18 protein-coding genes are annotated in these 14,683 nt (G+C 40.8%); 1 reads left to right on the top strand and 17 read right to left on the bottom strand.

Annotation, left to right across the window (positions count from 1 at the left end; all coding sequences use genetic code 11):
* Positions 1–232: 232 nt before the first annotated feature.
* From rplA to ABT996_RS08670, 12 genes are all read right to left on the bottom strand, one after another.
* Positions 233–925, bottom strand: coding sequence for a 50S ribosomal protein L1 (gene rplA / locus ABT996_RS08615; RefSeq protein ID WP_035448482.1), 693 nt, complete (start codon positions 923–925; stop codon positions 233–235).
* 102 nt (positions 926–1,027) lie between these two features.
* The gene (gene rplK / locus ABT996_RS08620) at positions 1,028–1,453 is read right to left on the bottom strand and encodes a 50S ribosomal protein L11 (protein WP_004051392.1); all 426 of its coding nucleotides are present in this window, start codon (positions 1,451–1,453) and stop codon (positions 1,028–1,030) included.
* A gap of 146 nt (positions 1,454–1,599) precedes the next feature.
* Complete coding sequence (locus ABT996_RS08625) at positions 1,600–2,478, bottom strand: alpha/beta fold hydrolase (RefSeq protein WP_010688515.1); 879 nt, start codon at positions 2,476–2,478, stop codon at positions 1,600–1,602.
* 58 nt (positions 2,479–2,536) lie between these two features.
* Positions 2,537–3,088 (bottom strand): transcription termination/antitermination protein NusG, encoded by a 552-nt coding sequence (gene nusG / locus ABT996_RS08630; protein WP_035448485.1) that lies wholly within the window; start codon positions 3,086–3,088, stop codon positions 2,537–2,539.
* A 121-nt stretch (positions 3,089–3,209) separates the two neighbouring features.
* A complete protein-coding gene (gene secE, locus ABT996_RS08635; protein WP_004051387.1) occupies positions 3,210–3,377 on the bottom strand; it encodes a preprotein translocase subunit SecE in 168 nt (55 codons plus the stop codon).
* 20 nt (positions 3,378–3,397) lie between these two features.
* Entirely contained in the window at positions 3,398–3,547 is a 150-nt protein-coding gene (rpmG, locus tag ABT996_RS08640) for a 50S ribosomal protein L33 (RefSeq protein ID WP_005918839.1), read from the bottom strand.
* 59 nt (positions 3,548–3,606) lie between these two features.
* On the bottom strand, positions 3,607–4,272 hold the full coding sequence (locus ABT996_RS08645) for a class A sortase (RefSeq protein WP_005918837.1): 666 nt from the start codon (positions 4,270–4,272) through the stop codon (positions 3,607–3,609).
* A gap of 18 nt (positions 4,273–4,290) precedes the next feature.
* Positions 4,291–5,001 (bottom strand): enhanced serine sensitivity protein SseB C-terminal domain-containing protein, encoded by a 711-nt coding sequence (locus tag ABT996_RS08650; RefSeq protein ID WP_035448487.1) that lies wholly within the window; start codon positions 4,999–5,001, stop codon positions 4,291–4,293.
* The gene (locus ABT996_RS08655; protein WP_035448489.1) at positions 4,991–6,355 is read right to left on the bottom strand and encodes an FAD-dependent oxidoreductase; all 1,365 of its coding nucleotides are present in this window, start codon (positions 6,353–6,355) and stop codon (positions 4,991–4,993) included. Before ABT996_RS08655 ends, ABT996_RS08650 begins: the two co-directional genes overlap by 11 nt.
* 218 nt (positions 6,356–6,573) lie before the next feature.
* A complete protein-coding gene (locus ABT996_RS08660) occupies positions 6,574–7,080 on the bottom strand; it encodes a hypothetical protein (protein ID WP_035448490.1) in 507 nt (168 codons plus the stop codon).
* Positions 6,984–7,562 carry a hypothetical protein gene (locus ABT996_RS08665; RefSeq protein WP_225361431.1) on the bottom strand — a complete coding sequence of 193 codons (579 nt, stop codon included), beginning with the start codon at positions 7,560–7,562 and terminating at the stop codon, positions 6,984–6,986. The genes ABT996_RS08660 and ABT996_RS08665 overlap by 97 nt, the downstream gene beginning before the upstream one ends.
* A 120-nt stretch (positions 7,563–7,682) precedes the next feature.
* Positions 7,683–8,336, bottom strand: coding sequence for a YSIRK-type signal peptide-containing protein (locus ABT996_RS08670; RefSeq protein ID WP_035448492.1), 654 nt, complete (start codon positions 8,334–8,336; stop codon positions 7,683–7,685).
* A 278-nt stretch (positions 8,337–8,614) separates the two neighbouring features.
* On the opposite strand from ABT996_RS08670, the gene ABT996_RS08675 reads away from it, so the two are divergent.
* The gene (locus tag ABT996_RS08675) at positions 8,615–9,802 is read left to right on the top strand and encodes a YSIRK-targeted surface antigen transcriptional regulator (RefSeq protein WP_005919016.1); all 1,188 of its coding nucleotides are present in this window, start codon (positions 8,615–8,617) and stop codon (positions 9,800–9,802) included.
* 159 nt (positions 9,803–9,961) lie between these two features.
* On the opposite strand, the gene ABT996_RS08680 is transcribed toward ABT996_RS08675, so the two are convergent.
* From ABT996_RS08680 to cysS, 5 genes are all read right to left on the bottom strand, one after another.
* Positions 9,962–11,323 (bottom strand): mucin-binding protein, encoded by a 1,362-nt coding sequence (locus ABT996_RS08680; protein ID WP_052006365.1) that lies wholly within the window; start codon positions 11,321–11,323, stop codon positions 9,962–9,964.
* A gap of 155 nt (positions 11,324–11,478) precedes the next feature.
* Complete coding sequence (locus ABT996_RS08685) at positions 11,479–12,000, bottom strand: NYN domain-containing protein (RefSeq protein WP_010688524.1); 522 nt, start codon at positions 11,998–12,000, stop codon at positions 11,479–11,481.
* 2 nt (positions 12,001–12,002) lie between these two features.
* Positions 12,003–12,743 (bottom strand): 23S rRNA (guanosine(2251)-2'-O)-methyltransferase RlmB, encoded by a 741-nt coding sequence (rlmB, locus tag ABT996_RS08690; protein WP_010688525.1) that lies wholly within the window; start codon positions 12,741–12,743, stop codon positions 12,003–12,005.
* Positions 12,743–13,138, bottom strand: coding sequence for a Mini-ribonuclease 3 (locus ABT996_RS08695; RefSeq protein WP_005917892.1), 396 nt, complete (start codon positions 13,136–13,138; stop codon positions 12,743–12,745). Before ABT996_RS08695 ends, rlmB begins: the two co-directional genes overlap by 1 nt.
* A gap of 1 nt (position 13,139) precedes the next feature.
* Positions 13,140–14,549, bottom strand: coding sequence for a cysteine--tRNA ligase (cysS, locus tag ABT996_RS08700; RefSeq protein ID WP_035448494.1), 1,410 nt, complete (start codon positions 14,547–14,549; stop codon positions 13,140–13,142).
* Positions 14,550–14,683 lie beyond the last annotated feature (134 nt).

Below are 14,683 nucleotides of genomic sequence, written 5' to 3' on the forward strand. Positions count from 1 at the left end.
TTCGGTTTTAACATTGTCATAATAACCACCCACATTTTTACTTCTTTCCATGGTTTGTTATAACAAATTTTTCTACACTATTCTATGTTTTTGGTAACAGTTAACCACTCCTCATTGACCTTGATCACATATCCAGCTCATCTTATGCTAAACTATATACCTTTTGACACCTAGCTTGCAACAAAAAAAGCCGCAGTCAATCGACCACGGCTTTTAAGCGACAAACTTATTCTTATAATGAGTTTGTGTCAAGTGTAACACTTGGTCCAAATGTTGATGCCAAGGAAACATGCTTGATGTATGTTCCTTTAACAGCAGCTGGACGTAATTTAGCAATTGTATCGTAGATTGCTTGGAAGTTGCCAACTAAAGCAGCTTCGTCAAATGATACTTTACCAACTGGCACGTGTACGTTACCGTCACGGTCTGTACGGTATGTTACTTGACCGCTCTTAGCGTCAGAAACAGCTTTAGCAACGTCCATTGTAACTGTACCAGTCTTAGGGTTTGGCATTAAGCCTTTAGGTCCAAGTACACGACCTAAACGACCAACTTGTGCCATCATGTCTGGTGTTGCAATCGCAACGTCAAAGTCCAACCAGCCATCTTGGATACGTGCAACTAAGTCATCGTCACCGACAACGTCTGCACCTGCATCCTTAGCTTCTTGAGCTTTAGGACCTTTAGCAAAGACAACAACTGTTTGTTCTTTACCTGTACCGTTTGGTAAAACTAAAGCACCACGTAATTGTTGGTCTACTTGTTTTGTATCTAAGTTTAAGTTAAATGCAACTTCAACTGTTGCGTCGAAGTTTGCAAAGTCGATTTCTTTAACCAAAGCAACTGCTTCGTTAGCTGTGTAAGCTTTGTCTGCTTCGACTTTTTTAGCAGCTTCTAAATATTTCTTGCTTTTCTTTTTAGCCATTAGTGAGTTCCTCCTTGCAAAATGTGGTCTATCGGATATACCTCCCACTTGACAGATCTGCTTTCACAGAAGTGTCCGTCTGAGAAGCATGGCCGTAGAAAATTAGTCTTCTACAACAAAGCCCATGCTTCGTGCAGTACCTTCAATCATGCGCATAGCAGCTTCTACGTCTGCAGCGTTTAGATCTTGCATTTTTGATTCAGCGATTTCCTTAACTTGTGCTTTTGTAACTGTAGCAACTTTGTTTGTGTTAGGTTCGCCGGAGCCTTTTTCTACACCAGCAGCTTTCTTAAGTAAAACTGCAGCAGGCGGTGTCTTTGTAATGAAGTCAAATGAACGATCTTCATAAACACTGATAACAACTGGGATGATCATACCAGCTTGGTCAGCTGTACGAGCGTTAAATTCTTTTGTGAATCCCATGATGTTGATACCTGCTTGACCTAAAGCAGGGCCTACTGGTGGAGCTGGAGTTGCTTTACCAGCAGGAATTTGTAATTTAACAACGTTGATTACGTTTTTTGCCACGGGTCATTCCTCCTTATTCCGTGTGTGGTACGGATGGTCAGCATATTTGACCTCCCACTTCAATATGCTAAAAGCATACTTATAAAATATAACACGCTTTTTTTCAAAAAACAATATTTTGCCCGAAATTTTTTCTGAACTGAGATCTACTTATCCGCAAATGCCTGTAAAGCTTGCTTACCAAATAAAAATTGGCCGATCATCTTATCGACTTGACGATTTTCATGGAGACGTGAATGCGATGCCTTTTTATCCTTCACGATCACTTCATGGTAGACTTGGCGTGGTAACAAATAGCGCAAACTCAAGACTGAATCTAAAGAGACCGAACCATCTGAAGCCGTCCCATTTTCCAGATCACCCGCGATATTCAAAAATTTCGTATCGGGTGAAATGATATAACGATGCTTTTTGATCTTACTAAATAGCGGTGCCATCGTAAGCGGCCCGTACTGAGTCAACGGGCGATATTCGATCTCCTTACCATCCTTGCCGACTTCAGTATCGTTGAAAGGCACACCTAAAGTCACGACTTTTTCCACATGTGGAACACGATCCGAGATCCCAAACTTGCTCAAAAAGTTCAAAACGGTCACGCCTCCCATCGAATGAGCAATGATATTTATCTTTTCGATGCCATAGTTATTTTTCAAATAACTCATCAAACGCCATAACCAGTCAGTCTGATGAATGATCGACATCCGATTTTTATCAAATAATACTTGGATAAAACCACCAGGGATACTAGGGTCGCCCTTGATCTTTAAACGGCCATCGGCTTTTACCACGATCACTGTACTTTTTTGCCCCCACCCATAGTGTTCGAACCGTTTGATCATCAAGCCTGAGGACAAGCGGGTCCCAGCATAGCCGTGAATAAATAATGTTGGGATCTGATTTTGAAGCGTCACTTCTCGATTTTTACTCGGTTCAGCTAATTTATACCACTCAAGCGCCGCTCCCAAAGCTAGACCGCCCGCCGCTATAACTGTTGTCTGGACCAATTTATTAGCATCTTTAAGCATCTCGCATTCACCCCATTTTGAAAAAAGACTACAGTAATTATAACTGTAGTCCTAGATCCTAAACTAAACGCTCAACTTGGTCAAAGTCCAATTCGGCCATTGTTTCACGGCCAAACATATCGATCATAACTTTGACTTTTGACTTTTCAGCATTGATCTCAGTGATCTTACCGACCATGCTTGCAAACGCACCTTCGATGATCGTCACTGCATCGCCTACTTCAGCATCAAAATCAGCTTGATGTTCACTACCTTGAAGTTGGTTCAAGATGTGATCGATCTCTTCATCAAGCAATGGAGCTGGCTTACTACCAGCACCGTGTGACCCAACAAAGCCTGTTACGCCTGGTGTGTTACGTACAACGTACCATGATTGGTCAGTCATCACCATTTCAACTAGCACATAACCTGGGAAAGTTTTCAAAGTTTCAACTTTTTCCTTACCGGTCTTAGTTGTTTCAACTTTTTCTTCTTCTGGAACGACTACGCGGAAAATATAGTCTTCCATCCCCATTGATTGTGCCCGTGATTCCAAGTTAGTTTTGACTTTATTTTCATAACCTGCGTATGTATGTAATACATACCATTTCTTTTCAAATGATTCTGCCATGTTTTTCTCCTTAATTATACTTATCATTTAACTGCAAAATAAAAACCCCCGAATGCGTTCGAAGGTCCTGTCCTTACTTAATTGTAACAAAAAAAGGCCGGTAATACCAGCCCTTTAAAAACTAGACTAACAAATTGATCACAGCTTGAGCCGCATAATCAACTAAACCAAAGAAGACTGCAAATGCTAATGACATGACTACTACTGTGGTCGTATCACGTCTGGTCTCCTTAGCTGTTAACCAAGTCGTATCCTTCATTGTTTTGATAACACTTTTAATGAATTTCATCTATATTACGCCTCCATGAACTACTTGGTTTCACGATGGATCGTATGTTTGCCACAGTACTTGCAAAACTTTTTAACTTCTAAGCGTTCTGCGCGGTTAACATTTTCGGTGATCGAATAGTTTCGTGAACCACATTCTGAGCAAGCAAGTGCCACTTTTTTCTTCGACATTCTTTTACTCCTTAGATCTTTATCAGTATAACTCTATCAGTAAAGTAAGTTGCTGTCAATTAGTTGAAATACTTAAGATTTTCCTTTGTTGCATCCAAAACTTCAGCTAATTCACCTTGAATGATCGTACGATCGACTTCGCCATCATCACCCGAAGCACAGGTCACCAAAGTTATCATCTTTTTGCCCGGTTCATCATAAATATATTGAACTTCACTCTTGTTAACAACTGTTTTAACAGTAGTCGTGTAAACATATACTTTCTTTTCATCGGTCACATAGATCTTGTCTCCCAGCTTGGCATCAGCTAGCGGACCAAAAAGTAATTTGGCATCTTTCATATGGTGCCCAGCTAAGGCATAGTTGCCTTCTGCCCCCATTTGTTCGCCTTGCTTCATCGTTCCCGCACCACGTACCAGATCTTCATTGTTCAAGCCTTCAAAGATCGGTAATTTTAACCCTACACTTGGCATAGCGATCTTCCCGATGGCATCATTTTTAGCACTCGTGGCCGCACTAACGACCATTTGATTATCGACAGCTTTGATCTTTTTAAAGTTAAAATTTGCCTTTTTGGAGTTTTGATCAGCTTTAACAACTGTCGTGCTGACAGCTGAATTAGTCATATGGTTGACTAAGGCATTTTTGATCTGTTGGTTAAAGATAAGCGCCAATCCTACAACAAGCAAGACTACGATCAAACAATACTTTAAAAATTTTTTCATTAGTATTTAGCCACCTCACTAAAAATTCAACTTGATATAAAACGGTGCAAAGTCACGCTTAGCTCGCTCACCCGCCAATTCAGCGGTCGTTCCAATCAAAAGCTCGGTCCCATCTGGTAGTAATGGAGTCACTTGAGCTGCGATCTGTTGCGCTAAACGCTCTTTTTCAGCACTAGCTACAGTAGAGGCATATTCTAGGGTCACCATATATTCATAGTCACTCTTTCCTGGTAATAAGATCCCCAATAGCCAAGCACTGAGAACATCAGGTTTTGTCTTGACTACCCGTCTGATCTCATTTTCCAACGTCAAAGAAAGCTGTTCGGGCATTGTCTTTAATTTAAAGTCAGCTGTCTTCTTCTTTAAAGCTTGGACCTGAAAAACATTCTCAGCTGGAATGATGACATCACGTTCACCTTCATCAACTAACATTCCCGCTGCTCCAAGCGTTTTTAATTCTTGAGCTAGCCGTTCGAGTCCTAAAGCGACCGTGCTTAACCCTGAGTTTTCAAGGAGCTTAGTCGGTTCTGTCGTATAGACTAAAAGCTCTTTTTTACCATCATTTTCTTTTGTCTTAGGATAGCCGTATTCCAAGATAACATAGAGCTTCACATTGCCCAAACAAGTATAAAAGCGCAACGCTTTAGCTTGATCAGTAACATCTGCCACAAACTCATCTAATGCATCTAGAAATTTGGCTACTTTTTGTTCATTCATCTCATTTGTCATCTGCTTTGCCTCGTTTCTTACTTACATGTCGTGTTGCTTCTGTCACAAAATTCTCAGGTTGGTTAAAGTATGGATAAAAGAAGAAGTCAGAGACCTTTAATTCATCTACTGTGACCTCTTTTTGGATCGCAAGTGAAAGCATATGCAGTGTACCCGCTTGATCTGACCGGCTTGCGATCTGGGCTCCTAAAAGGCGATGATCTTCTTTATGGTAGACCAAACGCAATTTGATCTTGCTATTTTCAAGCATGAATTTTGGTCTTTGCCAAGTCTCATAGTCAACGTATTCATGGGGGATACTATAACGGATGGCTTCATTGACTGTCACACCCGTTGAAAATAGATTCAACCCGTAGACCCGCACCGCATTTGAAGCTTGGGTCCCACTTGAGGAAATATTTTCCCCCGCAATATTTTTGGCTGCAACATAGGCCCCCCGCAAGGCATCCGAGACTGAAAAGTTAACGACTAATTCTTTTAGGATATTTGAATACGAGGTCGAACAATCGCCTACCGCGTAGATATCTGGATCAGAAGTCTGTTGATACTCATTTACAATATAGGCACCATTAGTGTATAGCTCTAAATGGAAACGTCCTAGGGAAGTATTTGGTAAGAATCCCATCGTCAAAATGGCCATATCAGTCGAGTATTTCCCACGGTCAGTAATGATCTGATCGATCCGACCAGATTTACCGACATAGCTTTGGACCTCTTCTTCTAAACATAGATCGATCCCTTTTTCACGCAAGCGTTCTTCGACTAGGCGGCCAAATGGTTCATCATAGTGCGACATCATTAAATGCGGGTTGGCATCATAGATCGTTACATGCTTTCCACGTTTTTGGATCGCTTCAGCCACTTCGATCCCGATATAGCCACCACCGATGATCGCAACATTTTTGACATTATTCAGATCCAAACGCTGATTTACTTCGAGTCCCTCATTTAAATTCTTGATACGATAGATCCCACGTAGATCATTACCATTGATCCCTAGACTAACTTGTGACGCCCCCGTTGCTAAAACTAGCTTATCATACTTGACTCCTTGTAATCCTTGTTTATCCCTAAAGATCACTTTTTTGTTCCTAAAATCGATCGATTCGACAAGTGCTTCTGTGTAAAGGGCTGCAAGCTGCTTGCGTAAAGTTTCATTATCGACATAGAAGAAATTTCGATAAGAATTGATCTCGTTTGATAAAAGTAATGGTGTACCACAACTAAGATAGCCTAAATTATCACTCTTATCGATCATAGTGATCTCAAATTCTTTTCCACTATCCATTAAATTCCGAGCAACCGCCAACCCAGCATGGTTAGCTCCCACAATAACGATTTTTTCTGCCGACATTTTTCTTATCCTTTCTTTTTTATCGTTCGAGCCATAATGGTACTAGCTTCATTTATTTTGCCCCCAGTTTAATAACAAAATTTTTATTCTATTCTCATATACTTAATTATACTAAAATCAGCATACGCTGACTACTACATCAGCCTAGAAATATCTTGTTCAAAACAAAAAAGAAGGAGAATAATTCCTTCTTTCTTGTATTCTATTCACTTAAAAATTTAGAAGTTTTTTTCATCCTTCTTTTTAACACCAAAGCCAACTAAGCCTAAAGTAGCTGCAACAATTGCGGCACCGACCGCAGCCATCGTTGTTTCATTTGCATCACCCATTTGTGGTAATTCAGCAGCAGCTTGTGGGGCTTCTTTAGCTAGTGCTGGCGTTGTTGGAACTTCAACTGGTGTATCTTCACCTGGAACACCTGGGGTCACACTCACGATACTTGTTGTGTAACCTGGAACATTTGCCTTATCAGCATAGTAACCTGTGTTCACAGGAACTTTGACATCTTTAACGATCTCATCAGGAATGTCTAAGTTAGCCTTGACTGTATCAGCCGCACTACCAACTGTTACACCATTGGCATTTGTTGATTTGATCTGTGCTTCATAACCATCGATCTTTGGTGTATTTACCGCATCGTAAGCTGTCTTAGTATTGACACCCTCAGCGATCTGCCGACCAGTGATCGCACCACCAGCTGAATAACATTGTAAGTTGATATACAATGGATCTTGAATATCGATCTTAGAGTCAGCAGCCCCAATGGGAAAGAGATCAATTCAGCATAGAAGTTTGTGTTATCATCGCGAATATCGATGATCGCACCTTTTTTAGAAACAAAGCTAGCTGAAGTATTGCTACCACGTGAATCAAGTGAGATCACGTCATCCCAAGGGTTATCGCCACGGTTAGTCAAGATAACACGGAAAGTGGCAAATTCATCAATTAAGATATTCCCGCCTTCATTGACCCCGATGTAATTGTAACCATCGTAAGAACCAAATGTACCAGTTTTACCGTTTGATTCAAATAAAGTATCTGAATGTTTAGAGATCGTAATGTTAGAATCGTTTGCCAAGTCTAAAGCGCCCCCACGACCTTTGTTTTGGAAGTGGACCTTAGAATATTCACCTGAGACAAAGCTTGAGTTATTGCCTAAGATGATCCCGTCACGACCAGTAAAGTTAAAGGTCGAGTTTTCACCCAATTCAACTTTACTTGGGCCAGCATTACGTGATTGACCTGTACCGTAACGTTATGACCATTGCTTCCGATATTTCCATTGCTGGAAGCCGTGATCGCGCCATTAACATTGATCGTTTGGTAATTAGAATACCATAGCGCTGATCAATTCTTGCCAACTAGAAACATCAGCGATCGTATTGTCTGTATTAGCAGCTAAAGCACAGGCTGAAGTATCGACATTAGCACGTCGGAAACCTGCTGTATCTTGAGGTGTTGCAGCGGTTTCTTCATTGGCTTTTGCTTGACTTTCAGCCGAATTTGCTACATTATTATTGGATAATACCGAATCATTATTTGATTCAGCTTGATCAGCGGTTGTCGCTTCTTGTTTATTGTTTTCTACCTGCGTATTTGTCTGGTTGATTTCATCTGCGGAGGAATCTTGGGCATCGTTGGTGGAAGTTGTGGAAGTCGATGCTTGAGTACTTGTAGCATTTCCAGCTGCTTGCGCTTGATCGGCATCTGTGGTGGAAGTTGATGCTTGATCTTGGCTAGCTTCTTGAACTTTGAGTCGGGAAGAATCATTAGTACTACTTGTATCGGAAGCTTTAACTGCTGTGTCAGACTGTTGCGTTGTTTCTTGTTCTGAATCATTTGCTTGACTAGTAGAACCGATGAAAAAAGTCGTACCTACTAAAACAGAAGTTACACCTACACTAAGCTTTTTGATCGTATATTTGGAGACCTTGTTGGCGGATCTTCTCAAATACAGATCTCGATTATTTTTTGAGACCATTTGTCCTTATTTCTCTCCTTTAAATAAACATTAAATTTTTGAACATTAATGATGTATAGTCTTTGTTGAATTTTTCGAGAATGAATAATTCAACAAGAATTGTAAAAAACGTCATATTTTTTATCTAAATAATTGTATTTTTCAATAAAAATTGCAAAATCGTTGAATTTGTTAACTAGATTAAACGAAAAAAAGTTATAATGTTAATTGGATTAGCCAATTATTAAAATCTCTATATATCAATTTTAATTTATATATGTAAAGAGGTCACGATTTATATGAAAAGGCTAAAAATGATCAAATCTCTGCATATTTGTCTCAGACTTCCAATTATTGTCTTTGACGAAAATTTAGAGATCATCGAAGAGTATCGTTCCAATCAGACAACGGTGCTCTTTAACGACTATGAAAATATTCTAAAAGAAGCTTTGAACTCACACGAGTTGTTCAGCTTCATCAGTGGGGAACTAAACGACATGTTTTTACTCTATAATTTTGAGAATTTTCATATCCTATTTGGTCCCTTCAAATGCAATATCGTTGATAAAACCTTCTTCTATAAGGGAATGAAAGATTTAAAGATCAGCGCTAAAGATCAAGAGATCCTCTATAGTTATTTAAATGACCTACCGTTATTTTCAACTAGTGAGCTGCGTGATATTTTGATCATGGTCCACTACTTCTTTTCCGGTGAGATAAAAGATCTAATGTCTGATAAGATCCACCTTGAAACAAAGAAATATTCAGCTGAGATCACCGATGAACGGATCGAATATTTAGTTTCTCAAAACTTCGATTCAAATATGTATCTCTATCTCTATGAACATAAGATCTTAGACTATGTGCGCAGTGGTGATGTCAACAAATTACGCGATATGGTCTTCAAGCTAAGCAATGGGGTCATCCCTGCAGTTACAGGCGATACCTTACGTTCAGAAAAAAATTATTCGATCGTGGTCTTTGAAAAACTCTCTCAGGCTGGGATCGAATTAGGGATGGATATCATCACTGCTTATGGTAGTCGTGATCTTTTCATCAAAAAGACTGAACTAAGCAATACTTTAGATGAGATCTTGCAAGTCCGTGATTCGGCGATCGTGTATTACACCAGCGAAGTAAATAAGGTCATCACCTTACACCTATCGCCACTTACAACTTCGATCATTCAATATATCAACACTAATATGTATCGACCTTTGAAAGTCAAAGAGTTAGCGAGTTATTTTAACATCAGTGAATCTAAACTGCGAACACTCTTTAAGACTGAATTAGGTTCAACGGCCCAAGATTACATCATCGATCGTAAAATCGAAGAAGCAAAACTCATGCTCAAGTCAAATGTTACAACCAATGAAGCAGCTTATACCCTTGGTTTTGCAGATGCATCTCACTTCTCTAGGGTCTTTAAAAAGATCGTCGGTAAAACGCCTAAGCATTATCAGCAATCAGCTACTTTAGTCGACTGATCAAAATCAATATCAAAACGAGGTCCCCCTTGCGATATATTTACATCGCAAGGGGGACCTCGTTATTTATACAACTTTAAAAGTGGATCCTCCGTAAGTCCCCACACTCTATGTACTGAAAAAGAGAAGAAAATTCTCCTCTTTTTCAGGCTCTAGAAATTAGATGTTTTCTTCATCTTTTTTCTTTTTGCTGGCAAATCCGAACAAGCTAAGTAAGCTTGTGATCATTACCGCACCAAGCACTGCGATAGAATTGTTGTCTGCGTCACCCATTTGAGGAAGTTCAGCAGCAGGCTTGTCTGCCTTAGGTTGTTCCTTAGCAGCTGGTTGTGGTTTAGCCTCTGGGGTCGTTGGGGCTGGAGCTGGTGTGCTTGGTCGACCTGGTGTCTTTTCAGGATCTTTTGGTGTTTCTACCTTGTTGTAGACAACTGGTGTGTCTTCACCTGGTATGTTTGGTGTCACACTTACAGTATCAGTTGTGTAACCTGGAACATCTGGGGTATCAGTTACGACGACCTTCGTTGGATCGTTAGGATCGTTCTTGTATTGAAGTGTTGGTACACCCGGAATTGGGTTACCTTCTGGATCAACTGGAACGATCTTACCGATTTCGTTGTAAACCACATTTGTTTCGATGTTTTCTTGAGTAGCCTTAGGACCTGGTACATTTGCTTTATCAGCATAGTAACCTTCGATCACAGGAACTTTAACATCGTTGTAGTTGCCCGTATCACTTGTCCATACAGCATCTGGGTTCTTGACCTTACCTGTAACTGTGTCAACGATCAATGTCCGTGTCCATGTTGATGTTTGAACGTCATCATCACGTAACTTGTTGCCGTCTTTATCAACGAAGTGCACTGTAGAAGTAAATTCCTTGGTGTATTCGTCTTTAGCTGGCCATTTTGGTCCATTTGGATCGTTAGGGTTGATCGGTGTACCTGGTTCGTGTGGATCATTTGGTCCAACTGGTGCTTCACCGTGTTTGAATGTTACATAGTAAGTTTGATCCACATCATTGTCACTATTAAAGGCTGCGTCACTTGGGAAACCGTCATTCACTAGAACATAACCTTTAGCAAGCAATTCCTTGATCTTATCAGCTGTGCTGTATGTGATCTTAGAACCTGACTTACCAGTGAATTTCTCTGTTGCTAAGTCCGTATCTGTTGTCACATCACGGAAGATGATCTTAGCATTTTGATCACGTTCATTTGAAATATCTGGTTTCTTAGGATCTTCATTCTTTTCGTAAACGACTGGTGTATCCTTGCCTGGATCTTCTGGCTTAACGCTTGGTACGCGTGGAGTGTAACCCGGAATTTCAGGAACTGGTGTGATACCACCCTTAGTTGGGTCTTTTGGATCATTGTTGTAACCTGGTGTTGGTGCACCTGGAATTGGGTTACCATTTGGATCTTGTGGTGTGATCTTACCTAATGGAGTATAGGTGATCTTTTCAACCAGATTTTCTTGTACCGTTGTCAGGTGTACACTTTCTGGTATGGATAAAAATTCCATACCAGTTTTTTGCGTAAAAAAACACTTCCCACATTTCTGTAGGAAGTGCCGTACGGGTCTATCCATATCGGTTGACGGACACCCATAAAATAAAAATCGTATAAAACCACATCATCATTCTTTTGGTTTCATACGATTTTTTCTAATACATATATTTATTTAGAGAGCTCATCCCGTAATTTAGCTAATGCATTTAATTGTTTATCGCTAAACGGTGAGCGTCTGACCAAGGCTTGGTCTTGATATTGTCTAGCTGCTGCATGGACTTCGCGTTTTGCCCGTTTTATATCTTGGTACAATTCCCAAGCTGGTTTACGCAGGGCACCTTGAGAAAAAACAGTCCATTGTTCTGCTCCATCACTTGTCGCCACTTCAACTTGGGTCAAACGTGTCTGCAATTTTTTAGCCAAGGCTTCGATATAGCTATCTGCAGTTTGGCCTTCATCGGTCCAGACGACTTGGATCCCATATTGCTCATAGCTCTTTGACAAACCTGGCACATACATGGCATCAAAGACAACGATGATCTCCGCGTTACTTTGCTTATAGTAATCTGAGAGAATATATAATAGTTTATCGCGAGCTTCTTCTAGGCGATCAGCCTTTTTCAACTTCTCTAATTCTGGCCAATGCCCGATCATATTGTAGGCATCAACGATCAAAATTCGCTTCTTCATCGTTAATTGCCCCGTGAAGTAAAGCCTTGATAGATCAAAAGACTAGCAGCAACACTAGCATTTAAACTTTGAACATGGCCAACCATCGGGATCGTCAACATCTCATCACAATTTTTCTTAAGTAATGGGGCGATCCCTTTGCCTTCATTACCGATCACCAAAGCAGTCGGTCCCTTGGCACTCCATTTTCTAAAATCAGTCCCATGCATATCAGTTCCAAAGACCCAAACGCCACGTTTTTTAAGCTCCTCAACTGTTTGAACGAGATTCGTTACCCGACATACCGGCACATATTCGATCGCCCCAGTTGAAGTCTTCGCTACTGTTGACGTCAATTGTACGGCGCGGCGCTTAGGAATAATGATTCCATGGACTCCCGCAGCATCAGCCGTTCGCATGATCGAGCCTAAATTGTGCGGGTCTTCGATACCATCTAAGATGATAAAGAATGGATCTTCATCTTTAGCCTGAGCTTTAGCAAATAGATCATCTAAACTCGCATATTCATAAGCCGCTACAGCCAAGACGACCCCTTGGTGGTTTTGACCATCAGCTAATAGATCTAACTTAGCTTTTGGAACTTGATTGACGATCACACCTTTTTTCTTGGCTAAACTAGCCACTTCTTTTAAGGCATCAGCTTTTAGCCCCGATTGTAAAAACACTTTATTGACCGCTTGCTTGCTCTTCAAAGCTGCCACAGCTGGGTGGCGTCCGATCACAAAATCTTCATTTGTTGCCATTATTTTCCCTCCGCTTCAACCGTTTTGATGCACCAAGCTGCCAATTCATCTAGGCGCTCAGTCTGTCCACTTAGGTAAAGATAACCGAACAAAGCTTCAAAACCAGTCGAGATCCGATAAGTCACAACTGATGTGTTCTTCGCCGAAGTATAACTCTTCGCATTTCTACCGCGGCGGAAATACTCTTGTTCTTCTGGTGTCAACAGTTCTTGTTCTTCCATTTTCTTGATCAGCATTGCTTGGGCTTTAGCCGACACATAGTGCGTCGCGCGATGATGCAAACGTGTTGGTTTGGTCATTCCTTCATCTAATAAATGCTTTCTGATATAAACTTCATAGATCGCATCCCCCATATAAGCAAGTGCGATCCCATTTACTTGTTTGTAATCTGACATTTTACCCTCTCTTCCAGCGTGTCCCTTGTGGGGTATCTTCTAAAATGATACCTTGCTCTTTCAAAGTATCTCTGATCTCATCACTTGTAGCAAAATCACGATTTGCACGCGCCTCATCCCGTTTTTTGATCAATGCTTCGATCTTTTCATCACCGAGCTCTTCATTTTCAAACTCGATCCCAAAAATTTCCGCTAAAGTTGCAAAATTTTGTAAAAGATATTCTAAAGTTGCACGGTTGACCGCTTCTCTAGCTGCATAAATGTTTAATTCACGCGCTAATTCGTAGACCACTGTGATCCCATTTTGCGTATTAAAGTCATCATCCATCGCTACTTTGAATTTCACCACTAATTCTTCAACTTTTTCTTGGACCTCAGCTTCGAGCGCACCATCACCGGCATCTTCTAAACGGTAACGCACATTTTGAACAGCTGTCTTTAATTTGTTCAAGTTAGCCTTAGCATCATCTAAATTAGCTTGGCTATAGCGGATCGGATGGCGATATTGTGTCGTTGCCATCAGAAAACGAACGATCTGTGGATCGATCTCTTTAACTAATTCATGAACTGTCACGAAGTTGCCTAGTGACTTGCTCATCTTTTCATCGTCTTGACCGATCGTCACAAAACCATTGTGCATCCAATAGTTGGCAAATTTTTGTCCATTTTTAGCTTCACTTTGAGCGATCTCATTTTCATGGTGTGGGAATTCCAAGTCTTGACCGCCAGCATGGATATCGATCGTTTTTCCAAGATATTTGCCAGCCATCACTGAACATTCGATGTGCCACCCAGGACGACCTTGGCCCCAAGGAGAATCCCACGCGATATCTTCCGGTTTAGCACTCTTCCAAAGTGCAAAATCTAACGGATCTTCTTTTTTGCCTTGGTCACTTGCTTGGACACGTTCACTCGCCCCTTGTTCTAAGGCATCGATCGATTGCCCCGAAAGTTTCCCGTAATCTTTAAATTTACGTGCACGATAATACACGTCTCCTTGCGCCTCATAGGCATAGCCCTTATCTACTAAAGCAGCGATAAAATCAATTATCTCGGGCATATTTTCCATGACCCGCGGATTTTTGCTTGCCTTTTTGATGTTCAAAGCAGCGATATCTTCATAAAAGGCTGCAATGAATTTAGTTGTCACTTCTTGAACCGACAGCCCCGTTTCTTGACTAGCTTTGATGATCTTATCATCAACGTCGGTAAAGTTAGAAACATAATTTACTTCATAGCCACGATATTCAAGATAGCGTCGAACAGTATCAAAAGCGATCGCTGAGCGGGCATTACCGATATGAATATAATTGTAGACAGTTGGCCCGCAGACATACATGCTGACCTTACCATCGACAAGCGGTTTAAAGTCTTCTTTTTCTTTAGTCAAAGTATTATAGATCTGGATCATATTGTAAACCCCCTTTTATTTTTTGAGTGTGGAGCAAAGCGGGGTGCTCCGTACGGATAGCCTAGCAGATCAGATGATGCGCTTTTGGCAGCATTTGATCTGTGTAGCTATACGCTAGGAGCAGCTTTGCGTAG

This window comes from Ligilactobacillus sp. RTP31139st1_D10_RTP31139_211217, from assembly GCF_040226755.1.
GTDB lineage: Bacteria > Bacillota > Bacilli > Lactobacillales > Lactobacillaceae > Ligilactobacillus > Ligilactobacillus animalis.

Bases quoted from the DNA above. Each gene is read 5' to 3' on its own strand.
- rplA (WP_035448482.1), bottom strand. From the start codon at position 925: ATGGCTAAAAAGAAAAGCAAGAAATATTTAGAAGCTGCTAAAAAAGTC.
- ABT996_RS08625 (WP_010688515.1), bottom strand. From the start codon at position 2,478: ATGCTTAAAGATGCTAATAAATTGGTCCAGACAACAGTTATAGCGGCG.
- nusG (WP_035448485.1), bottom strand. From the start codon at position 3,088: ATGGCAGAATCATTTGAAAAGAAATGGTATGTATTACATACATACGCA.
- secE (WP_004051387.1), bottom strand. From the start codon at position 3,377: ATGAAATTCATTAAAAGTGTTATCAAAACAATGAAGGATACGACTTGG.
- rpmG (WP_005918839.1), bottom strand. From the start codon at position 3,547: ATGTCGAAGAAAAAAGTGGCACTTGCTTGCTCAGAATGTGGTTCACGA.
- ABT996_RS08645 (WP_005918837.1), bottom strand. From the start codon at position 4,272: ATGAAAAAATTTTTAAAGTATTGTTTGATCGTAGTCTTGCTTGTTGTA.
- ABT996_RS08650 (WP_035448487.1), bottom strand. From the start codon at position 5,001: ATGACAAATGAGATGAATGAACAAAAAGTAGCCAAATTTCTAGATGCA.
- ABT996_RS08655 (WP_035448489.1), bottom strand. From the start codon at position 6,355: ATGTCGGCAGAAAAAATCGTTATTGTGGGAGCTAACCATGCTGGGTTG.
- ABT996_RS08670 (WP_035448492.1), bottom strand. From the start codon at position 8,336: ATGGTCTCAAAAAATAATCGAGATCTGTATTTGAGAAGATCCGCCAAC.
- ABT996_RS08675 (WP_005919016.1), top strand. From the start codon at position 8,615: ATGAAAAGGCTAAAAATGATCAAATCTCTGCATATTTGTCTCAGACTT.
- ABT996_RS08680 (WP_052006365.1), bottom strand. From the start codon at position 11,323: ATGGAATTTTTATCCATACCAGAAAGTGTACACCTGACAACGGTACAA.
- ABT996_RS08685 (WP_010688524.1), bottom strand. From the start codon at position 12,000: ATGAAGAAGCGAATTTTGATCGTTGATGCCTACAATATGATCGGGCAT.
- rlmB (WP_010688525.1), bottom strand. From the start codon at position 12,743: ATGGCAACAAATGAAGATTTTGTGATCGGACGCCACCCAGCTGTGGCA.
- ABT996_RS08695 (WP_005917892.1), bottom strand. From the start codon at position 13,138: ATGTCAGATTACAAACAAGTAAATGGGATCGCACTTGCTTATATGGGG.
- cysS (WP_035448494.1), bottom strand. From the start codon at position 14,549: ATGATCCAGATCTATAATACTTTGACTAAAGAAAAAGAAGACTTTAAA.